20 protein-coding genes are annotated in these 21,553 nt (G+C 68.6%); 5 read left to right on the plus strand and 15 right to left on the minus strand.

The window, feature by feature from the left end; all coding sequences use genetic code 11:
* Window positions 1-70: 70 nt before the first annotated feature.
* Both hrpB and VH326_RS06775 read right to left on the minus strand, forming a co-directional pair.
* On the minus strand, window positions 71-2,590 hold the full coding sequence (hrpB, locus tag VH326_RS06770; RefSeq protein ID WP_329631046.1) for an ATP-dependent helicase HrpB: 2,520 nt from the start codon (window positions 2,588-2,590) through the stop codon (window positions 71-73).
* Entirely contained in the window at window positions 2,591-4,609 is a 2,019-nt protein-coding gene (locus VH326_RS06775) for a TonB-dependent receptor plug domain-containing protein (protein WP_329631356.1), read from the minus strand. It lies immediately after the preceding gene.
* 56 nt (window positions 4,610-4,665) lie between these two features.
* Between VH326_RS06775 and VH326_RS06780 the strand changes: the two genes are divergently transcribed.
* Entirely contained in the window at window positions 4,666-6,051 is a 1,386-nt protein-coding gene (locus VH326_RS06780) for an RNB domain-containing ribonuclease (RefSeq protein WP_329631047.1), read from the plus strand.
* On the opposite strand, the gene VH326_RS06785 is transcribed toward VH326_RS06780, so the two are convergent.
* Window positions 6,044-7,015, minus strand: coding sequence for a xanthine dehydrogenase family protein subunit M (locus VH326_RS06785; RefSeq protein ID WP_329631048.1), 972 nt, complete (start codon window positions 7,013-7,015; stop codon window positions 6,044-6,046). The genes VH326_RS06780 and VH326_RS06785 overlap by 8 nt on opposite strands.
* A complete protein-coding gene (locus VH326_RS06790; RefSeq protein WP_329631049.1) occupies window positions 7,012-7,509 on the minus strand; it encodes a 2Fe-2S iron-sulfur cluster-binding protein in 498 nt (165 codons plus the stop codon). Before VH326_RS06790 ends, VH326_RS06785 begins: the two co-directional genes overlap by 4 nt.
* A gap of 97 nt (window positions 7,510-7,606) precedes the next feature.
* On the opposite strand from VH326_RS06790, the gene VH326_RS06795 reads away from it, so the two are divergent.
* A complete protein-coding gene (locus tag VH326_RS06795; RefSeq protein WP_329631050.1) occupies window positions 7,607-10,243 on the plus strand; it encodes a TonB-dependent receptor in 2,637 nt (878 codons plus the stop codon).
* Here the strand turns inward: VH326_RS06795 and VH326_RS06800 are convergent.
* Complete coding sequence (locus VH326_RS06800; RefSeq protein ID WP_329631051.1) at window positions 10,240-11,769, minus strand: ABC transporter permease/substrate-binding protein; 1,530 nt, start codon at window positions 11,767-11,769, stop codon at window positions 10,240-10,242. The two genes, VH326_RS06795 and VH326_RS06800, sit on opposite strands and share 4 nt — an antisense overlap.
* Window positions 11,770-11,920: 151 nt before the next feature.
* Complete coding sequence (locus VH326_RS06805; protein WP_329631052.1) at window positions 11,921-12,703, minus strand: ATP-binding cassette domain-containing protein; 783 nt, start codon at window positions 12,701-12,703, stop codon at window positions 11,921-11,923.
* Between the two features lie 55 nt (window positions 12,704-12,758).
* On the opposite strand from VH326_RS06805, the gene VH326_RS06810 reads away from it, so the two are divergent.
* Complete coding sequence (locus VH326_RS06810; protein ID WP_329631053.1) at window positions 12,759-13,547, plus strand: SDR family oxidoreductase; 789 nt, start codon at window positions 12,759-12,761, stop codon at window positions 13,545-13,547.
* A 101-nt stretch (window positions 13,548-13,648) separates the two neighbouring features.
* Here VH326_RS06810 and VH326_RS06815 read toward each other — a convergent pair whose 3' ends face one another.
* Window positions 13,649-13,981, minus strand: coding sequence for a 4a-hydroxytetrahydrobiopterin dehydratase (locus tag VH326_RS06815; protein WP_329631357.1), 333 nt, complete (start codon window positions 13,979-13,981; stop codon window positions 13,649-13,651).
* A 62-nt stretch (window positions 13,982-14,043) separates the two neighbouring features.
* Between VH326_RS06815 and ccmA the strand changes: the two genes are divergently transcribed.
* On the plus strand, window positions 14,044-14,682 hold the full coding sequence (ccmA, locus tag VH326_RS06820; protein ID WP_329631054.1) for a heme ABC exporter ATP-binding protein CcmA: 639 nt from the start codon (window positions 14,044-14,046) through the stop codon (window positions 14,680-14,682).
* Window positions 14,682-15,326, plus strand: a complete 645-nt coding sequence (locus VH326_RS06825) for a heme exporter protein CcmB (protein ID WP_329631055.1) — start codon at window positions 14,682-14,684, stop codon at window positions 15,324-15,326. The genes ccmA and VH326_RS06825 overlap by 1 nt, the downstream gene beginning before the upstream one ends.
* Here the strand turns inward: VH326_RS06825 and VH326_RS06830 are convergent.
* The 8 genes from VH326_RS06830 to VH326_RS06865 form a co-directional block, all read right to left on the minus strand.
* Complete coding sequence (locus VH326_RS06830) at window positions 15,323-15,745, minus strand: hypothetical protein (protein WP_329631056.1); 423 nt, start codon at window positions 15,743-15,745, stop codon at window positions 15,323-15,325. The genes VH326_RS06825 and VH326_RS06830 overlap by 4 nt on opposite strands.
* A 232-nt stretch (window positions 15,746-15,977) precedes the next feature.
* Window positions 15,978-16,853, minus strand: coding sequence for a class I SAM-dependent methyltransferase (locus tag VH326_RS06835; protein WP_329631057.1), 876 nt, complete (start codon window positions 16,851-16,853; stop codon window positions 15,978-15,980).
* 91 nt (window positions 16,854-16,944) lie between these two features.
* Entirely contained in the window at window positions 16,945-18,348 is a 1,404-nt protein-coding gene (thrC, locus tag VH326_RS06840; protein ID WP_329631058.1) for a threonine synthase, read from the minus strand.
* A 3-nt stretch (window positions 18,349-18,351) separates the two neighbouring features.
* Window positions 18,352-19,023 (minus strand): SURF1 family protein, encoded by a 672-nt coding sequence (locus VH326_RS06845; RefSeq protein WP_329631059.1) that lies wholly within the window; start codon window positions 19,021-19,023, stop codon window positions 18,352-18,354.
* A complete protein-coding gene (locus VH326_RS06850) occupies window positions 19,020-19,931 on the minus strand; it encodes a cytochrome c oxidase subunit 3 (RefSeq protein WP_329631060.1) in 912 nt (303 codons plus the stop codon). The genes VH326_RS06845 and VH326_RS06850 overlap by 4 nt, the downstream gene beginning before the upstream one ends.
* Before the next feature lie 33 nt (window positions 19,932-19,964).
* A complete protein-coding gene (locus tag VH326_RS06855; protein ID WP_329631061.1) occupies window positions 19,965-20,498 on the minus strand; it encodes a cytochrome c oxidase assembly protein in 534 nt (177 codons plus the stop codon).
* A complete protein-coding gene (locus VH326_RS06860; RefSeq protein WP_329631062.1) occupies window positions 20,495-20,632 on the minus strand; it encodes a hypothetical protein in 138 nt (45 codons plus the stop codon). The genes VH326_RS06855 and VH326_RS06860 overlap by 4 nt, the downstream gene beginning before the upstream one ends.
* Window positions 20,629-21,525, minus strand: coding sequence for a heme o synthase (locus VH326_RS06865; RefSeq protein ID WP_329631063.1), 897 nt, complete (start codon window positions 21,523-21,525; stop codon window positions 20,629-20,631). The genes VH326_RS06860 and VH326_RS06865 overlap by 4 nt, the downstream gene beginning before the upstream one ends.
* Between the last annotated feature and the right edge of the window lie 28 nt (window positions 21,526-21,553).

The following is a 21,553-nucleotide window of genomic DNA, read 5'->3' on the forward strand; positions in this document are numbered from 1 at the left end:
GACCTCCCATAATATACTGCCGTTGGGAGGTCGGGTGGGGGAGCGGGCCGGCCCCGTGCGCTTCAACGCATTACCGCGGCTTTGCGAGCCGCGCATCGGCTTTTTTGGTCCGCAGCGTGGGGTCGGCGGCGGCGGGATCGTCGGGCCAGGGGTGGCGCGGATAGCGGCCGCGCATTTCCTTGGCGACCGCGGCCCAGCTGCCCGCCCAGAAGCCGGGCAGATCGCGCGTGGTCTGGATCGGGCGGCCCGCGGGCGACGTCAGGCTGAGCACCAGCGGCACCCCGCCGTTGGCGACCATGGGGTGCGCGGCGAGGCCGAACAGCGCCTGGGGGCGGAGCTCGGCGGTCGGCCCGGCCTCGGCGGCATAATCGATCGCGGCGCTCGACCCTGCCGGCGTATCGAGCCGCGCCGGCGCGATTCGGTCGAGCGCGCGCATCGAGTCCCAGCCGACGAGGTTGCGCAGCGCTTCGGCGAGGTCGGCGTCGGTGATCTGATTGAGGCGACGCTTGCCGGCGACCAAGCCGGGGAGCCAATCGTCGAGGCGATCGAGCAGCGCGACATCGTCGAGCGCGCCGCCCCAGCCGTGCGCTGCCGCGAACGCCGCACGCGCGCGCAACGCGCCGGACGCCTCGCCCCATGGCAACAGCGCGAGGCCATGCTCGCGCACGCCCTCGACCAGCGCCTCGGCGATCGCGGTTGGATCGGCGGCGGGATCGGGCCCGCTCGCGAGCACGATCGCGCCGAGCCGCCGCTCGCGCACCGCCTCGACCGCGCCGCTCGCCGGATCGAACGCAAAGGTGCGGCGAGTCTCGATCCGGTCGGCGAACAGCGCTTCGACCGCGGTCTGATCGATCGCGGCGGCCGACAGGATCTGCGCGCCGGCGGCGACGCCTTGAGTCTCCGCGACCGCGAGCCATTCGGCGGTGGCGAGCGGATCGGCGGGATCGAGGCGAAAGCCGCGCCCGCCGACGGAGGCCCAGCGCTCGCCGGCGGCGTCGCGCCGGCGCGAGACCCGGTCGGGAAAGGCGAGCGCGATGGCTATTTCTACTCCCCTCCCGCTCGCGGGAGGGGTTGGGGGTGGGCCTGTTTCTCTGCCGTCGCGTGCGACTGGCCCACCCCTAGCCCCTCCCGCAAGCGGGAGGGGAACTGAGGCGACCCACCGCTCGGCCAACCTTCGCCCGCTCTCAGCCCTTGGCCCGCGCTCTCCCCGAAACCGGCGCACGCGCGTTTCGAGGTCCACCCCCGGCCCGCCCAACCCGCGTTCGCCGAGCAGCACCGCGACCTCCGCCGCCTCGCGCGCCAGCCCGATCTCGCCGCTGCGCACCAGCATATGCGCGAGCCTTGGCGGCATCGGCAGCTTTGCGATCGCCTTGCCATGCGGCGTCGGACGGCCGTCGGAGTCCAGCGCCTCGAGCGTCGCCAGCCGAGCCCGCGCCTCGGCAACCGCGGCATCGGGCGGCGGGTCGAGCCAAGCGAGCTCGCGCGGGTCGGCGACACCCCAAATCGCGCAATCGAGCACCAAAGCCGACAGGTCCGCCTCCAATATCTCGGGGGGGTCGAAGCGCGGCAGCCCGGCGGTGGCGGCTTCCTCCCACAGCCGATACGCGACGCCTGGCCGCTGGCGCGCGGCGCGGCCGGCGCGTTGCGTCGCTGCCGCCTGGCTCGCGCGTTCGGTGACCAATCGAGTCATCCCCGCCGCGCGGTCGTAGCGCGGGCGCCGCGCGAGCCCCGAATCGACCACCACCGAAATGCCGTCGAGCGTCAGGCTGGTCTCGGCGATGCTGGTCGCGAGGACGAGCTTGCGCAGCGCGCCGGGCTCGGGGGCGATCGCGGCGCGTTGCGCGGGCGGCGGGATCTGGCCGTGGAGCTTGTGCAGCGCGATACCGGGCAGGTCGCCGAGCCGCTCGGCGACTCGCTCGATCTCGGCGACGCCGGGCAGGAAGGCGAGGACGCCGCCTTGCTCTTCGCGCAACGCCAGCCGGACCGCGGCTGCCATCTCGTCCTCGATCCGCGCCTCGCTGCGCCGCCCGAGGTAGCGAAGGTCGAGCGGATAGCTCCGCCCCTCGCTCTCGATTACCGGCGCGTCGCCGAGCAGTTTCGCGAACCGAGCGCCGTCGAGCGTCGCCGACATCGCGACGAGCCTGAGGTCGGGGCGCAAAGCCGCCTGCGCATCGAGCGCGAGCGCCAGCCCGAAATCACTGTCGAGGCTGCGCTCATGCACCTCGTCGAACAAAACCGCCGACACGCCCGCCAGGTCGGGATCGGCCTGGATCTGCGCGACGAAGATGCCCTCGGTCACCACCATCACGCGCGTGGCGCCTGAGCGTCTCGAATCCATCCGCGTGGCGTAGCCGAAGGTTCGGCCGACCGGCTCTCCCGCCAGTGCCGCCATCCGCTCAGCGGCAGCGCGCGCGGCGATCCGGCGCGGCGACAACAGCAGGATCTCGCCGCCGCACCATTCCGCCTTGAGCAAGGCCGGCGCCACCGCGGTCGTCTTGCCCGCGCCGGGTGGTGCCACCAGCACTGCGTTCGATCGCGCCGCCAGGCTGTCGAGCAATTGCGGCAGGACCGCTTCGACGGGCAGCGTCATTCAGCGCCCGAACCTGATCCCGACCGACACCGTCCGCGGCGTGCCGAGGTCGATCGATCCGGCCTGGTTGCGAGTCTCGACCCTGGCGTCGAACAGGTTTTCCCCGCGCACGATCAGCGCGACTCGCTTTGCGATCGGCCAGCGCGCGACCGCATCCACCGTGGTCGCGGGCGGCAGCACGTTGGTCTGAAGGTCATCCTCGAACTGCGCGCCGACATAGCGCGCGGTGAGCGAGAGCAGCGCGTCGCGGCGCGGCGTCCAGGCGACCGTGCCGCTCGCCGCGTGGCGCGGAGTCTGCGCCGGACGCAAGCCGTCGAGCGCGGTGCCGGGCGCAACGACTCGGCTGTCGCTGAGCGCGTACGAGGCGGACAGCGAGACATCGCCGCGCCGCCATTCCACGCTGGCCTCGATGCCCTTGGCGGCGATCGCATCGACATTCTCGCGCCGCCGCAAATTGGGGCCGATCGTGACGTTGGCGATGGCATCGCCGAGGCGGTTGTAGAACGCGGTCAGGTCGATCGTCAGCCCTGGCGCGGGACGCAGATCGACCCCGCCCTCGACCCCACGCAGCCGCTCCGGCCGCAGATCGGCGTTGGCTTGCGTGACGATCGGGAACACCGTGAACGGCCGGTACAGCTCGTTGAGCGTCGGCAACCGGAACCCGGCATAGGCCGCCACACGCAGATCGGCCCAGGCGCCTGCGTGGAGCAATGCGCCGCCGCGCCCGGTCCATTCGGTGCCGTGGCGATCGGCAAAGGCGTCGGTGGTGGTCGGGTTCCCCGCCGAGTCGCGCTCGCGAAAGAAACCGTTGGCGATGCTCCAGCGATCGACTCGCGCGCCGCCGGTCAGCACCAGCCGCCCGATCGTCCAATCGTCCTCGACGAACAGCCCGGCGACATTCGTCCGCCCGCCCGCGTTGCGCCGCGCGGTGACGGTGCCGTTCGCGGCGTAGGCATCCTCGAACAACTGGCCGTCGGCCGCGCGCACGTCGCCGCCGATCCGCAGCACGTCGTTGCTCGCCACCGGGGGACGCAATTCGATCTTCCCGCCGATCCCGGTCGAGGGAGTCGCGCGCTGGTCGAGCGTCAGGCGGAAGCTGGTCGAGGAGATCACCTTGTTGGTGAAGTTGCGCGCCTGGAGATAGGCGAGCGCGTCGACCTGCCAGCGCCCGCGCGCGACCAGCCGCACGCTGGCGTCCTCGCCCTGCGAGCTCGAATCGGCGCCGCGAAAGCGCAGCGTGCGGTTGTCGCCGAACGCCAGCCCGCGCACTTGCAGCTCGACCTGCTTGCCGACCGGCACCACCGCGCGTGCGCTGCCCGACCAGTCGCGGTAACGCGCGGGGGCGCTCGCGGCGACTCGCTGGTCCTCGGGTGTCGTCATGAACCCGTCGCCGCGCTCGAACCGGCCCGAAACGCTGGCGAAGCCGCGCCCCAGCGTCGGCGACACACTCCCCGCGACGCTCATCGAATCGCGGCTGCCGTAGAAGGCCTCACCCGCCACCGGCGGCAAGTCGCCCCGCCCCGCGCTCACCAATTCGATCGTGCCGGCGACCGCGCCCGACCCGAACGGCCCCGCGCCGCCGCCGCGCGTGACTCGCACCGCTTGCAGCCGATCGGGCACGAGCGCGGTGAACGGGATATAGCCGAAGAACGGATCGGCCACCGGCACGCCGTCGAGCAGCACCAGCGTCCGGCTCGCGGCATTGCCGCCGAGCGCGCGCAACGTCGCGCCTTGCGCCGACGGATTGGCCGAACGGCTGTCCGAGCGGCGGAATTGCTCGAACCCCGCGACATCGAGCAGCACGTCCTCGATCCGCCCCGACGCGTCGTTGGTCAGCCGTTCGCGGTCGATCACCGTCGCGCCATAAGCCGGCGTGCCCGGCGGCAAGTCGAGCCCGCGCCCGATGATGATGATATCCTCGCTCGGGTTCGGCGCGGGAGCGGGCGGCGGCGCGGTCTGCGCGCAGGCGGCCCCCGGCCAGGCGGCGGTGGCGAACAGCAGGAACGGGTAGGTGCGCATCGCCGCTCCTCTAGCATCGCTCGACAGCAAGGCCATGCCGTCTATAGGCAGAAGCGATGAAGGCGATGGTCGATCCCGGCAATGCGCTCGGCCGCGGCCTCGCGGCGATCCGCACGCAGTTCCAGGTGCCCGACGCCTTCCCGCCCGCGGTGCTGGCGGCTGCCGACGAAGCTGCCAGGCGCGCGCCGACCGCGCACGCCGATCGCACCGCGATGCGCTTCGTCACGCTCGATCCGGCGAGTTCGACCGACCTCGACCAGGCCTTTGCGATCGAGACCGCGGGCGCCGATCTGCTGCTCCATTACGCGATCGCCGACGTGGCCTGGTTCGTCGACGATGGCGGCGCGATCGACGCCGAGGCGTGGACTCGCGGCGAGACTTTATATCTGCCCGACGGCAAGGCACCGCTCTATCCGCCGGTGTTGAGCCAGGGCGCCGCGAGCTTGCTTCCCGATGGTCCACGCCCCGCGGTGGTATTCGCAGTCCGGGTGGCGCCCGATGGCAGCGTCAAGCTCGACGGCGTCGAGCGCGCGGTGATCCGCAGTGCCGCCAAGCTTGCGTACGAAACCGCGACCGACGCCGAACTGCCGCCGGGATTCGCGGAGCTGGCCAACCGAATCCAGGCCGCCGAAGACCGGCGCGGCGCGGCGCGAGTCGATCCGCCGCAGCAGGAGGTCGATGCCGTCGATGGCGGCGGGTACGAACTTGCGTTCCGTCCCTATTCGCTCGCCGAGCAGCGCAATGCCGCATTGAGCCTCGCTACCAACCTCGCGGTCGCCGACGCGATGGAGGCGCATCATACCGGACTGTTCCGGGTAATGGCCGCGCCCGACGAACGCGCGGTCGCCCGGTTAAGGCATACTGCGACCGCATTCGGCCTCGATTGGCCTGCTGACGCGACGCTCGACCAGTTCGAAAAGACGCTCGACGCCAACGATCGCAAGCAAGCCGCGATCATGCTGGCGATCCGCCGTGCCGGGCAGGGCGCGTCGTATGTGCCGTACAAAGAGGGCGTGGTGCCGTGGCATTCGGCGATGGCGGCGACCTATGCCCACGCCACCGCGCCGCTGCGCCGGCTGGCCGACCGCTACGTCGTTCGCGCCGCGCTGGCGATCGCCAACGGCGAGGCGGTGCCGACGGCCGTGACCGACGCCTTCGCCAAGCTGCCGCCGGTGATGGCGCGCGCCGATTCGCTCGGCGGCCGGATCGACCGCTCGGTGATCGACCTGGCGGAGACGGTGCTGCTCGAGGGCAAGGAGGGAACGGTGTTCGACGCGATCGTCACCGACTTGGATGAGCGCGGCGCGCGGATTCAGCTGCGTGATCTTCCCGTTGTGGCGCGAGTCGACACGCACAACGTTGCGCCGGGCGATCCGCTGCGCGTGCGGCTGACGACGGTCGATCCGGTCGCGCGCGCGCTGCGGTTCGAGCGAGTCAGCTAGCGAGGTCGCGCAGGCACGCGATCAGCGTGCGGCGGGCGAGGACGACCTTGAAGTCGTTATGGCCGTAACCGCGCGCGTCGGCGAGCAACGCATCGGCCGCCGCTTCGAATGCCGCTGTCCCCGCCGGCTGCCCGACCAGCGCCGCTTCGACCGCTGGATCGCGCCACGGTTTCGGCGCGAGGCCGCCGAACGCGAGCTTCGCCGATGCGATCGTGCCGTTCTCGACCGACACCGCGGCGGCGACTGATACCAACGCGAAGGCGTACGAGGCGCGATCGCGCACCTTGCGGTAGAGCTGGCGGCCGGGCGGCGGCGGGGGCAGCTCGATCGCGGTGATCAGCTCGCCGGGCTCGAGCAGTGTCTCGATCCACGGCGTGTCGCCGGGCAAGCAATACAGGTCGCCGAGTCGAATGCGCCGCTCCTCACCCCCGGCGCGGGCGGTCACCACCACCGCGTCCAATGCGAGCATTGCCACCGCCATGTCCGACGGATGAGTCGCGATGCAACTGGGCGAGCCGCCGAGGATCGCGTGGATGCGGTTGAACCCGCCGATCGCGTCGCACCCGCTCCCCGGCTCGCGCTTGTTGCAGCGCGCGGCGGTCTCGTAGAAATAATAGCAGCGCGTGCGTTGCAGCAGGTTGCCGCCGGTCGACGCCTTGTTGCGAAGCTGCGCCGACGCGCCGGCGAGCAAGGCGCGCGACAGCATCGGATAGCGCGACCGGATCAGCGGGTGCGCCGCGAGGTCCGAATTCGGCACCAGCGCCCCGATCCGCACGCCGCCCTCCAGATCCTCGACCTGGTCGAGCCCGATCCGCCCGATATCAACCAGCCGCTCGGGCGTTTCGACCTGGAGCTTCATCAGGTCGATCAGATTGGTGCCGCCGGCGATGTAGCGGCCACCTGCGGCGCCCGCCGCCAGCGCCGAGTCCATGCTGTCGGCGCGCGCGAAATCGAACGGCTTCATGCCGCGCTCTCCGCGACTTCGCGGATCGCGTCGACGATCGTCGGATAGGCCGAGCAGCGGCAGATATTACCACTCATCCGCTCGCGAATCTCGTCGTCGCTGAGCGACACATGGTCGAGGTCGCCGCTGACATGGCTCGCCCAGCCCATCGCGGCCTCGTCGAGCATGCCCGTGGCCGAGCAGATCTGCCCCGGCGTGCAATATCCGCACTGAAACCCGTCGTGCCGGACGAACGCCGCCTGCAGCGGATCGAGCTGGCCGGGCGTGCCCAGCCCCTCGATCGTCGTCACCGCGTCACCCTCGTGCATCACCGCGAGGCTGAGGCACGCATTGATCCGTCGTCCGTTGACCAGCATCGTGCACGCGCCGCACTGGCCGTGGTCGCAGCCTTTCTTCGCGCCGGTCAGCCCGAGATGCTCGCGGGCGAGGTCGAGCAAGGTGGTGCGGACGTCGACCGCGACCTCGTGGGCCGTGCCGTTGAAACTGATCTGCATCAATTCTCCTTCCGGATCGGCCAGATCGGGCACATTTCTGCGACATATGGCGTTTAGGGGACCAATCCCCCGTCTCCAATAGCGGAAAAACTCGAAGATGCGCCGTTCGTTCAGCCTTGCCTTGTTGCTCAGCGGGATCGCCCCCGCGGCGCTGCACGCGCAGACGGCGCCGCCCGCGCCCGCGCCTGCGCCCACCCCGACACCCGCGCCCGCGCCCGCGCCCGACGATTCGGCGATGAGCGACGAGCCCGACATCATCGTCACCGGCACGCGCAACCTGCCGGGGTCGGTAATCGGCGATATTCCGCCGGAGGAACAGCTCGGCCCCGCCGACATCCGCTCCTACGGGGTCAGCAGCGTGTCCGACCTGCTTGCCGAGCTTGCGCCGCAGACGCAGAGCGGGCGCGGCAACGGCCCGCCGGTGGTGTTGCTCAACGGCCGCCGCATCTCGAGCTTCGCCGAAATCCGCGACTTGCCCACCGAAGCGATCGCTCGAGTCGACATCCTGCCCGAGGAAGTCGCACTCAAATACGGCTATCGCGCTGACCAGAAGGTGGTGAACTTCGTGCTCCGCCGCCGATTCCGCGCAGTGACGGTGGAGGCCGGCGACCGCGTGGCGACCGAGGGCGGGCGCAACACGCCCAATGCCACGATCGACATCCTCAACATCAACCGCGACAACCGGTTCAGCGTCCACACCGGATACACCGACTCATCGGCTTTGCTCGAAAGCGAGCGCAACATCGATCCGCCGGCCAGCGGCGCGATCGACCAGCGGCCGTACCGCACGCTCCAGCCCTTCTCGCGCACGCTCAACCTCGGCGCGGTGCTCGCCAAGCCGATCGGCAAGGTGTCGACCACGCTGAGCGGCTCGCTCGCCTACACCGAATCGGACGGGCTGCAGGGACTGCAGACCGACATAAACGGCGTCGCGCTGACCTCGTCGCCGCTCGGCCAGCGCAATTCGGCGCTGACCTATCATTTGGGCGGCACCGCCAATGGCGACATCAGCAGTTCGTGGCGCTGGTCGCTGACCGCGAACTACGACCGCATCGACAGCGAGACCTTCACCGATCGCGGCGTCGATTCGAACGGCGCGATCCTGTCGGCCAATCGCGGCAACTCGACATCGAACGTCGGCGGCGTCGATGCGCTGCTCAACGGCACCGTGTTCAAGCTCCCCGCGGGCAACGTCTCGACCAGCATCCGCGTCGGCGGGTCGCTGTCGCGGCTCGACGCCAGTTCGTTCCGTTTTGGGTCCGCGCAGAACAGTAGCATTTCGCGCAACGTCGCCAACGGCCAGATCAATATCGACGTTCCGATCGCGAGCAAGTCGAAGGACGTGCTCGCCTTTCTTGGCGACTTGTCGCTCAACGGCAATTTTGCGGTCGACCAGGTGTCGAACTTCGGCACGCTGACGACGATCGGCTATGGCGCCAATTGGCAGCCGATCAAGGGCGTGCGGTTGCTCGCGTCGGTCACTCAACAGGGCGACGCCCCCAGCGCCAACCAGCTCGGCGACCCGGTGATCGTCACCCCCAACGTACGCGTGTTCGATTACGTCACCGGTGAAACCGTCAGCGTGGCGCGGACCAGCGGCGGCAATCCGTTCCTGCTCGCCGATCGCAAGCACACGTTCAAGCTCGGGCTGACGCTCAAGCCGTTCGACAATACCGATCTGAGCTTCACCGCGAGCTACGTCGCGTCGAACACGCGCAACGCGATCGCCGATTTCCCGTCGGCGACCGCGGCGATCGAAGCGGCCTTTCCCGGCCGCTTTACGCGCGACCCCGCGGGCGATCTGACCGCCATCGATGCGCGGCCGATCAACTTCGCGCGCACCGAGCAATCGCAGCTGCGCTGGGGGATCAATTTCTCCAAGCCGATCAAGTCCAAGCTCCAGAAGCAGATCGAGGCGTTCCGCGCCGGCAAGGGACCCAATCCGTTCCCCAACCTGGCCGGGCTGCGCGGACTGGCGAACCAGCCGAGCGTGTTCGGCGGCACCGTATCGCAAGGCTTTGGCGGGCGCGGCGGACAGGGCCGTGGCGGGCAGGACGGCCAGAATGGACAACCGCCCCAGGCCACACCCGGCGGGCCGCCGCCGGCCGACGGCGCGGCGCCCCCGCCGCCGGGCGGCGCGGCGGGCGGGCCCGCTGGCGGGCAGGCCGGTCCCGGCGGCCCCGGTGGCGGCGGTTTCCGTGGCGGTGGCGGGGGACGCGGCGGTGGCGGCGGCCGGTTCGGCGGCGGCAGCGGACGGCTGCAATTCGCGCTGTACCACACCTGGCACTTTACCGATCGAGTCGAAATCGCCCCCGGCGTTCCGGTGATCGACTTGCTCAACGGCGGCGCGATCGGATCGGGCGGCCAGTCGCGGCACGAGGTCGAGGGGCAATTCGGCTATACCAATAACGGTCTCGGCGCGCGGCTGTCGGTCAATTTCCAGAGCGGCACGCGAGTCATTGGCGGCACCCCGGCGGCGCCGACCACGCTCAATTTCTCGAGCCTCACGACCGCCAATCTGCGGCTGTTCTTCGATCCGTCGAGCCGGATCGATTTCATCGCCAAGCACAAATGGGCGGCAGGGATGCGGCTGGTCGTGAGCGTCGACAACATCTTCGATTCGCGCCAGCGCGTGCGCGACGCGATGGGAAATACCCCGATCAGTTACCAGCCGGACTACCTCGATCCCCTCGGGCGGACCGTCCGCGTGGGAATAAGAAAGCTCTTTTTCTAAAGGCCGATCCGCTTCTCGAGCCACCGCGCCGCGGCATCGGGACTGACCTTCCCGGCGTCGCGGTCGACCATGTAATTGGCCTCGCGCATCGCCGCGACGTCGATCCGCCCGATCAACGGGTGGAGCGCGGCGGTCACGCGGGGGTCGTGCGCCAGCCGCGGCGACAGCGTCAGGATCGCGTCGTAATTGGGGATCGCACCCTTGGGATCGGCCAGTACGGTCAGCCTGTCCGCCGCGATCCGGCCATCGGACGTGTAGGCGGAAATGACGTCGGCGCGGCCGCTCGCCAGCGCGCGGTACATGAAGGTCGGGCTGTAGGCGTTGGCCGCGCCGAAACGGATCGGATAGGCTGCCTGCACCGCCTTCCATTCGGGGCGTTCGAGAAATTCGGGGTCGCTCGCGAACGTGAGATCGGCCGCCTTCGCCGCAAGGTCGTCGAGGCTGGCGACGCCCAACGCCGCCGCCCGGTCGCTGCGCATCGCGAAGCAATAGGCATTCTCGAACCCCAGCCGCCCCACCAGGTTGAGCCCCTGCTTGCCCTCCCACGCGGTGATCGCCGCGAGCATCGCGTCGCGCGGCGGCGTGTCGGTGCGCTTCATCTGGTTGGTCCAGATCGTGCCGGTATAGTCGATCGCGATATCGATATCACTCGCGGTCAGCGCGGCGAACATCACCCCGGAGCCGAGCCCCTCCTTGTAGCGCACGCGATACCCCGCGCTTTCCAGCCGGTGGCCGATCAGGCGCGCGAGGATATATTGCTCCGAAAACCCCTTGGCGCCGATCGTAACGGTGGGCTTCGACGCGGGGAGCATCGGCGTCAGCGCGATCAGGATACAGGCGGCGAGCAGCCCGAGCGCGATCCACACGCGTCCGCGCTTCCTGCGCGCGATGCCGTGCTCGACCACGCCGAGCAGCGCATCGACCGCGAGCGCGAGGCCGGCCGCCGCAAAGCATCCGGCGAGCACCAGCGCCCAGTTCTGCGTCTGCAACCCGGCGAAGATCATGTCGCCAAGGCTCGGCTGGCCGACCGTCGTCGACAGCGTCGCAGCCCCGATCGTCCACACCGCCGCGGTGCGGATCCCGGCCATCAATACCGGCGCGACGAGCGGCGCCTCGACCAGCCGCAATTTTTGGGCTGGCGTCATTCCGACCCCATCGGCCGCTTCGATCACCGCAGGGTCGATGCCGAGGAGCCCGGTCACCCCGTTCCGCAGAATCGGCAGCAGCGCATAGAGCGTCAGCGCGAGGAGCGAGGGGAGGAAGCCCAACGCCGGAATCCCGCCGCCGACCAGCGAGGAGAGCGAGAGCAGGATCGGGTAGAACAAGGCCAGCAATGCGAGGCTCGGGATCGTCTGGACTAGACTCGCGAACCCCAACACGACTCGGCCGACCGCCGGCCGCCGCGCCGACCACACCGCGAGCGGCAGGCTGAGCACGATGCCGAGCGCGAGCGCGGCGAACGCGAGCAGCAGATGCTGCGCGAGCAGATCGGGGACTCGAGAGAGGGCCTCGAGGAAGTCGCTCATAAATCCTCCCCGCGTGCGGGGAGGGGAACCAGCCGAAGGCTGGTGGAGGGGGCAGGCCGCAAGCGATGCGCTCGCGGTGAGCCCCCTCCACCGCCGACCTCCGGCTGGCGGTCCCCCTCCCCATGAATGGGGAGGATTTGGGCGCTCACTCTCACGATGCCGCCAATCCTGCCAGCCGCCGCGCCTGTTCGCGCGGCACCGCGACCAGCGCCTGCGCCGCCGGTCCGCCCGCGCCCGCGAGCAGCGCCTTGGGCGCGGCGTCGGCGACGATCCGCCCTTCCTCCATCACCAGCACGCGGTCCGCGAGGATCAGCGCCTCGGCCATGTCGTGCGTGACCATGATCGTCGTCAGCCCGAGCCGGTCGTGAAGCTGGCGGATCGCGCCGCCCAATTGGTCGCGCGTCACCGGATCGAGCGCGCCGAAAGGCTCGTCCATCAAGAGTAGCCCCGGCTCGGTCGCCAGCGCGCGCGCGACGCCGACTCGCTGGCGCTGCCCGCCCGACAGCGCATCGGGCATTCGGCCGGCGAACGCGGCGGGCAGATCGACCAAAGCCAGCAAGTCGGCGACTCGATCGCGCGTGTCCCTCGCGCCTTCGAGCCGCAGCCCGATCGCGACATTCTCCGCAACCGTCATGTGCGGGAACAGCCCGACGTTCTGGAACACATAGCCGATTCGCCGCCGCAGCCGGAACGGATCGCCTGCGGTCACCTCGGCGCCGTCGATCGCGATCGACCCGCCGGTCGTATCGATCAGGCGGTTGATCGTCTTGAGCAGGGTCGACTTGCCCGACCCCGAGCTGCCGACGAGCGCGACGAAGCTGCCTCCGGCGATCGCGACCGATACATCGTCCACCGCGACCGTCCCGCCGGGATAGGTCTTGGTCACCCCGGACAGGGCTACCGAAGGACCGGCGTGCTGCAAAGGCTCTGGCATCCGCGCGCACGATGCGGGAGAAGGGCGCAACACACAAGAACCGGGAGGGGCTTCAGTGATCAAGGCGATCTTCATCACCGGCGGCGGGTCGGGCATCGGACGGGCGGTCGCTGAGCGGTTCGCGCGCGAGGGCTGGCGAGTCGGGTTGGCCGACGTCAACGCATCGGGCTTGCGCGAAACCGCCGCTCTGCTCCCCGCCGGGATCAGCGACACCTACGTCATGGACGTCCGTGATCGCGCCGCCTGGACCGCCAATCTCGACGATTTCACCGCCAAGTCGGGCGGGCGGCTCGACGTGCTGTTCAACAATGCCGGGATCGGCACCGGCGGCCCGATCGCGGAGATGAGCTTCGAGGACATGGACCGCGTGGTTGCGATCAATTTGGGCGGTGTGCTCAACGGCGCCAAGATCGGCTATCCGTATCTGGCCAAGACGCCGGGGTCGTGCCTGCTCAACACCGCATCGGCATCGGCAATCTACGGGTCGTCGGGGCTGGTGGTCTATTCGGCGACCAAGTTCGGGGTGCGCGCGCTGACCGAGGGGCTCGACGGCGAATGGTTCGGCGCGGGGATTAAGGTCCGCGACCTCGTCCCCGGCTTCATCGACACGCCGTTGCTGCAAGGCCCGATCGAGGGCAGCAACCGCAACATCCGCGACGCGGTGCAAGCGGCGGGGCTCGAGCTCACCAGGGCCGAGGATGTCGCCGAGGCGGCGTGGCGCGCCGTCCATGGCGACGCCGTCCACACCTATGTCGGCAAGACCGCGTTCCGCCTCAAATTCGCCGCGCGCTGGCTGCCGGGGCAGCTCAGGAAGCAGATGCGGCGCGGGATAGTGAGCGAGTAGTTTGCGTCGGCAAGGACGGGGCCAGCCCGCTCCCCCTCCCGACCGCCCATAGAATATCCTGATTGGGTGGTCGCGAGGGGGAGCGGGCTGGTGCCGCTCTTCTAATCGACCAGCGCGTCGATCGCCTCGGCCATCGCGACATCGCGGTGCGACAGCCCGCCGGCATCGTGCGTGGTCAGCGTGATGTCGACGCGGTTCCACACGTTCGACCATTCGGGATGGTGATCGCTCTTCTCGGCGAGCAACGCGACTCGAGTCATGAACGCGAACGCCTCGCTGAAATCGGCGAAGGTAAGGGAGCGTGAGATCGCGTCGCGCCCTTCGTCATAATCCCATTCGTCGAGCTCATCGAGCGCGCCGGCGCGCTCATCCTCGCTCAGCTGATCGACCATCGCATCCTCCCTTGCTTGCCGCGCGTCCGTGTCCCGGCCTATGCCGACGTGGATAAGCGGGCAAGGGCGCGCGTTCACGAGGGTGGCAGTCTGGATTTCGGCCGATGCTGAGCTTCACTTCGGTGACGTGCGTACGCGGTGGGCGCGCGCTGTTCGCGGACCTGTCGTTCGCGCTCGCAGCGGGCGGCGCGGTGCTCGTCAGCGGTCCCAACGGAGCGGGCAAGTCGAGCCTGATCCGGGTCGCGGCGGGGCTGTTGCGGGTGGCGGCGGGCGAGGTGGCCTGCGCCATGCCGCGCGCGCTGCTGACCGAGCAAGCGGCGCTCGATCCCGAACTCCCGCTGGCCAAGGCGCTGGCGTTCTGGGCGCGGCTCGATTGCGCCGGCGCGCAGGCGGTGCCGGACGCTCTCGCCGCGCTCCGGCTCGATCCTTTGTCGGGCGTGCCGGTGCGGCTGCTCTCGACCGGCCAGCGCCGCCGCGCCGCGATCGCGCGCGTGGTCGCGAGCGGCGCGCCAATATGGCTGCTCGATGAGCCCGCCAACGGACTCGACTCAGCGGCGGTCGAACGGCTCGAAGCCGTCATCGCCGGGCATCGTGCCGGAGGCGGCGCGGTACTCGTCGCCAGCCACACCCCGGTCGCGCTGCCGGACGCGCTCCTCATCCACCTACGCCTCCCCGCCGAAAGCCCGGGGCCCGTTGCGAGCGGCGCGATGCTGGACCCCGGCCTTCGCCGGGGAGGCGTGTAGTGGGGGTGGTCGGCCTGCTCGTCGCGCGCGACCTGCGCCGCGCCTGGATCGGCGGCGGGGCGCTGTTGCCGGTCGCTTTCTTCCTGCTCGTCGCGATCCTGTTCCCATTCGCGGTCGGCCCCGATTCGGCGCTGCTCGCGCGTGTGGGCGGTGGCGTATTGTGGGCGGCCGCGTTGCTCGCGGCGCTGATCCCGATCGAGCGGCTCGTCGCACCCGACCGCGATGCCGGGGTGATCGACCAATGGCTCGTCCGCGGCGAATACGCCCCGACGATCGCATTCGCCAAGCTTGTCGCGCACTGGCTCGCCTTCGCGCCGCCGGTATTGATCGCAGCGCTCCCGGCCGCGGCATTGCTTGGCCTGCCGGGCGAGGCGCTGATCCGGGTCGAGCTCGGCCTGCTGATCGGCACGCCCGGTCTAGCGGCACTCGCCATCGCGACCGCCGCGCTCACCGCGAGCCTGCGCGGCGCCGGCGCGATCGCCGGTCTGATGCTGCTTCCGCTCGCAATCCCGCTGCTGATCTTCGGCGCGGGGAGCCTCGACGGCGGCATGGGCACGCTCAAGCTGCTCGGCGCGGTCAGCCTGTTGCTCGTCGCGGGTGCGCCATTTGTCGCTGGGGCGGCGATTCGGGCCTCGCTTGATTAAGTAACAGGTAATTTCGCGCTCATTTTCGAGCTTGGCTGATTAACGGCTGTACGTGCTACATCCTCGCCTGCAAAAAGATTATCTAAATCAGCCACCTGCAAGATCTTTCGCACCTGCATCATCCGTTTCATCAACTTTTCCCATCGAGGATCTCCTTGTTTGGAGCGATATTCCAGGCAAGCCTGCTCAAGAACGTGATAGGCGGACCAATATCGCTCTGCTTTGTGCAGAGGGCCTAGGAAAGTAACTAGGCTGGTCGCGACCGCTGCTACAATCCCGATTAGCCAAGAATAATGATTGAGATCGACCGAAAGGAATTTGATGTCGCTTAATCCCTCCTTGCTTGCCGGGATTGAGGTAATGGCAGTTAGCAACGCTCCCGCTACGACTCCGGATAGACCGATCAGATAATGCGTCACCCACCAGAAGCGATAAAGAAATCTAGTTCTGTTGAGTAGACTAAGCACACTCGACGGAATTGGTCGATCTTCACTGACCTCAAAGCGCTCGTGAGCCTTTGAGGGACGCGAATTACGACTTAGCGACGTGGCTATATTCATATCTGTCAACCCGAGAATTCGCTCTACTGTAGAGCGAATCTCATTCTCAACAAATCGAAAACTGGTAGCGGCCAACTACACGAGCCGATGGTCAAGTGCTGCGACTCCAGCGCGCCCAGATCGCGGTTGGGAGCAGAAGCCCGCGCGCTTCCTCGCGCACGGCGAGTTCGCCTGCCTCGACCGTGCCGGGCAGATCGGCGAAGGCCTGGCTGACCAGTTCGCCGATCGCGAGCGCCGACATCCGCACGGCATAGACCGTGAGGAACAGGAAGCGCGACTTGTCGTCGAGCAATTGACGGCAATCCTGGATCAGGCCGGGCAACCCTTCTTCGAGCCGCCACACCTCGCCCTCAGGACCCCGCCCGAACTTGGGAGGATCGAGCAGGATACCGTCGTAGCGCCGCCCGCGGCGCACCTCGCGCGCGGCGAACTTGGTGGCGTCGTCGACCATCCAGCGCACCGGTTTGGCGTCGAGCCCGGCGAGCCGCGCATTCGCTCGCGCGCCCTCGACCGATTTCTTCGACGCGTCGACATGGACCATCTTCACGCCCTTCGACGCCAAAGCCAGCGTGCCGACGCCGGTATAGCCGAACAGGTTGAGCACCTCCGCATCGGCGACGCCGTCGAGCCGCTCGCGCATCCAATTCCACACCGGCGCCATGTCGGGGAAGAAGCCCAGATGCCGGAATGGCGTGGTCTGCGCGGTGAAGGCGACGTCGTCCCATTTCATCGGCCAACCGTCGCGCGGCACTTGGCCGCTATATTGCCAGCGCCCGCCGCCTTCCTCATCGCTGCCTGGGATGAATTCGCCATCGGCCTGCCAGTCGGCGCTGGCGGGCGCCCACATCGCTTGAGGCTCGGGGCGGATGAAGCGGAAGCGGCCGTAGCGTTCGAGCTTGCGGCCATGGCCCGAATCGATCAGCCCGTAATCGTCCCAAGGCTCGCCGATGAGAGTGGAGAGGATCATTCCTCCACCCCGTTCGTGTCGAGCGAAGTCGAGACACCATTGGTTGCGAAAAGGCTTCTCGACCGCGCTCGAAGCGAACGGAGGTTGGGATTCATCGCGCCGCCGTTTCCGCGATATACCCGGCCACGGCATCGAAGCTCGCGGGCAGCGTTTCGTAGCGTTCGTGCCGCTCGAACAGGTCGCCCAGCCGCGACGGCAGCGGTGGACGCACGCCTGTGGCACGCTCGACTGCATCGGGGAACTTGGCAGGATGCGCGGTGGCGAGCGTCACCACAGGCACGTCGAGATCGCTCGACCGCGCCGCGGACAGCCCGATCGCCGTGTGCGGGTCGATCACCTGGCCCGCGCGATCGTACGCCCAGCGCATCGCCATCGCCATGTCGTCCACATCGACTCGCGCGCTGACCAACAACGCACTCGCGCCTTCGCGCTGGGCGTTGGTCAATTGCATCGCCTTGCTCGCTTCGAACCCCGCCATTTGACCGGCCAAGGCGCCGCCATCGCCGCCGTTCAGGTCGAACAGCAGCCGCTCGAAGTTGGAGCTGACCTGGATGTCCATCGAAGGGGTCGGCGTCGCGACCACGCCGTGTGCCGAATAGTCGCCCGCGGACAAGGCCCGGTGAAGGATATCGTTGACGTTGGTCGCGACGATCAGCTTGGCAACCGGCAGCCCCATCCTGGCCGCGGCGTAGCCCGCGAACACGTCGCCGAAATTGCCGGTCGGCACGCTGAACGCGATTTCCCGATCCGGCCCGCCGAGCCGCACCGCGGCGTAGAAATAATAGACGATCTGCGCCATCAGCCGCGCCCAATTGATCGAATTGACCGCGGACAGCGTCAGGTGCGCCAGCGGGCCTCCACCGCGCGCCTGTGCATTGAACATCGCCTTCACCAGCGCCTGAGTGTCGTCGAAGCTCGCGCCGCCGACCGCGATGTTATGGACGTTGGGGGCCAGCACCGTCGTCATCTGCCGACGCTGGACCTCCGACACGCGACCCTTGGGGTGGAGCATGAAGACCTCGACGCCATCGCGCCCCGCCAGCGCGTCGATCGCGGCGGAGCCGGTATCGCCGCTGGTCGCGCCGATCACCGTGAGTTTCTGGTCAGTCCCGGCGAGGAAACGCTCGAACAGCAGGCCCAGCAGTTGCAGCGCGACGTCCTTGAACGCGAGCGTCGGCCCGTGGAACAGTTCGAGCAGCCAATGCCGGTGGTCGAGCTGGACCAGCGGCGTCACCGCATCGTGCGCGAAGCGGCCATACGCCTGGGCGCACAGCGACCGCAGCTCGTCTTCGGTCAGCGCGTCGCCGACGAACGGCATCATCACCCGAACCGCGGTCTCGACGTACGACAGGCCGGCAAGCGCGGCGATCTCGGCCTTGCTGAGGGTCGGCCAGGCGTCGGGCACATACAGCCCGCCATCGCTCGCCAACCCGGCCAGCGTGACCGCGCGAAACCCCCACGCAGGCGCGCGCCCGCGCGTGCTGACGTAGCGCATCGCCTAGTGTTTCCGTCGCCGGCGGCGCAGCGCGAGCAGGTAGATCACCAGCGCCACACCCGCGAACAGGAACCATTGCACCGCGTAAGCGAGGTGGTTGTTGGGGATCGAATCGACGCTTGGCATCGCGTTGGCGGCGAGCCCGGGCGCCGGCGTGGCGGCGACCAGCAGCAGCGTTCGCGGCGCTGCCTTGCCGAACAGCCCGGCGATCAGCGAGACGTGGCTCGGCGCGTGGCTGATCGTGCCGCTGACCATCCCTCCGGACCATTGCGGCCTGAAGGCGGGGTCGCGCGTGGTGCCGATCTGGACCGCGAAGCCCGGCCCTTCGGCGCCGGTCTTGCACTGCGCGACGACGCGGAACCCGGCGCTCCCGGCCCCTTCGATCGAAAACTTCACCGGCTCAAGGCACATCGCGCTCGCGCGGCGAAACAACAGATCTTCGCCGATCGGCGGATTGGGGAAAGCGATCGGCGGTTTGGCCGGATTGGCGGAAAGCTCGCGGAGCAGCGCCAGCTTTTCGGTGCGGCGCTGGAGTTGCCAGAAACCGAGCGCGATCATCGCCGCCACCGCAAGCGCGACCAGCAAGGTGGCAAGGACCGGGAACCGCTTGGCCGGCCCCTTGTCGCCGCGACCGGGGGCGGGCTGGCCCGCCGTATCCGGCCGCGTGTCCGTCATCCGGCGTGGACCGGTGCGCCCCAGCCGCCCCAGACGTAGATCGTCACGAACAGGAACAGCCACACCACGTCGACGAAGTGCCAATACCAGGCGGCCGCCTCGAACCCGAAATGCTGCTTGGGCGTGAAGTCGCCCTTGTACGCGCGGACCAGATTGACCGTCAGGAAGATCGTCCCGATCAGCACGTGGAAGCCGTGGAAGCCGGTCGCCATGAAGAACGACGCGCCGTAGTTGATGCCCTTGAACGGGAACGGCGCATCCGAATATTCGTACGCCTGGATCGAGCTGAACAGGATGCCGAGCACGATCGTCAGCCAGAGGCCCTTCTTGACGCCGTCATTCTCACCGACGCCGATCAGCCCCCACAGCCCCTTCATTTCGCCGCCGCGCTGATTGTGGATCAGCGCGTGGTGCGCCCAGGTCACGGTCGTGCCCGACAGCAGCAGGATGATCGTGTTGAGCAGCGGGAAATGGAAGGCGTTGATGACTTCCAGCCCCTTGGGCGGCCATTGCCCGATCACCGCCGTAGTGGTCTCGGCGACGCGCTGCGCTGCGCCATCGACGAACACGACGGGCGCGGGGAATAAAGAAAAGTCGAAGAACGCCCAGAACCAGCCGAGGAAGAACATCACTTCGGACGCGATGAACAGCACCATGCCGTAACGCAGATGGAGCTGGACGACCGGCGTATGATCGCCGCGATGCGCTTCGCGGATGACGTTCGACCACCACGAATACATCACCGTCAGCACGCACAGAACGCCGATCCCGAACACCACCGGCGCGTGCGCCACGCCCTTCATCCACATGATCCCGCCCGACGCCAGGATCAGCGCGGAGAACGCGCCGATGATCGGCCACGGATCGGGCTGGAGGATATGGTAATCGTGGTTCTTGGCGCCGGCCATGTGACGGGTTTCCCTGTTGGCTATCGTGCCGCTCTAGCTAGGAGTTTTGCCGGAATCCACCGGGTAAAACGTGTAACTGAGCGTGATCGTCTGGACGTCGCGCGCGTCGGGGTCCTTGAGGATCGCCGGATCGACGTAGAAGATCACCGGCATGCGCTGAGTCTCGCCGGGCTTGAGCGTCTGCTGGGTAAAGCAGAAGCACTGGATCTTCTTGAAATAGATGCCGACCTGCGCCGGGGTGACGTTGAACGTCGCGGTGCCGGTGATGGTGTGGTCCGACAGGTTGGTCGCGGTGAAGAACGCCATGTCGCGTGCGCCGATATCGATCGTTTCCTGCTCGAGCTCGGGGGCGAATTTCCACTTGAGCGACGGCGCGACGTTGGTGTCGAACGCGATCGTGACCTTGCCGTCTACCGCGCCCGGCGCCCGAATGCCGCGCCCGGTCGTGCCGTTCAACCCGGTCGCCTGGCAGAAGATGCGGTAGAGTGGGACGCTCGCCCAGGCGAGGCCGGTCGAACAGCACACGCCGATCGCGGCGAACAGGGCGGTGCGCGTCGTCCGGTTCACCGGTCCCACCTCAGCCCGATCTTGGCCGCGGCGAGCGCGAAGATGAGCACAACGAGCACGCCGAGGATCAGTGCCAGCACGCGCGCATTGCGGCGCTGCGCCGCCAGCCGGAGCTCTTGTTCTTCAGGGGTCATGCCAGCCACCGGTCCACGACGACCGCGCCGAACAGGATGAAGAGGTACGCGATCGAATAGGCGAACAGCCGCTTTTCGGGACGCATCGTGTCGCTCTCGCGCGTCGTCCGCGTCGCAACGCGCAAGGCAAGCAACGCGAACCACGCGGTCGCGGCGATCGCTACCCCGCCATATACCGCGCCGGTGAGGCCGAGCGGCCAAGGCGCGATCGCCGCGACCGCCATCGGAATCGTGTAGAGCCCGATCTGGATCCGCGTCGCTCGCTCACCGGCGACCACCGGCAGCATCGGGATTCCGGCGGTGGCGTAATCCGTCTTGACGAACAGCGCGAGCGCCCAGAAATGCGGCGGCGTCCACAGAAAGACGAGCGCGAACAGCAGCAGCGGGAGCGGCGCCAGGCTGCCGGTCGCTGCCGCCCAACCGATCAGGGGCGGGAACGCGCCCGCGGCGCCGCCGATGACGATGTTCTGCGGGGTGCGCGGCTTGAGCCAGACGGTGTAGACGAGGACGTAGAACAGGATCGACGCCGCCAGAATGCCGGCCGCGAGCAAATTGGTCGCGAGCCCCATCAGCAACACCGAAAAGGCGCCGAGCCCGACCCCGAAATGAAGCGCCGACTGGCGGTCCATCCGTCCGGCGGGGAGCGGCCGCTTGGCGGTGCGCCGCATCTTGGCGTCGAGATCGGCTTCGTACCATTGGTTGAGCGCGCCCGCCGCACCCGCGCCGAGCGCGATGCACAGGATCGCGATAAAACCGATCACCGGATTGACCTGGACCGGCGCCACCAGCAGTCCGCACAGCCCGGTGAAGACGACGAGCGTCATCACCCGGGGCTTGGTCAGCGCCAGGAAATCGCGCCAGTCGGCGGGAAGGGCGATCGTCTCGGTCGTCATGGAATGCGCCGCCTATAGGCCCCTGGGG

The organism is Sphingomonas sp., assembly GCF_036269755.1.
GTDB lineage: Bacteria > Pseudomonadota > Alphaproteobacteria > Sphingomonadales > Sphingomonadaceae > Sphingomonas.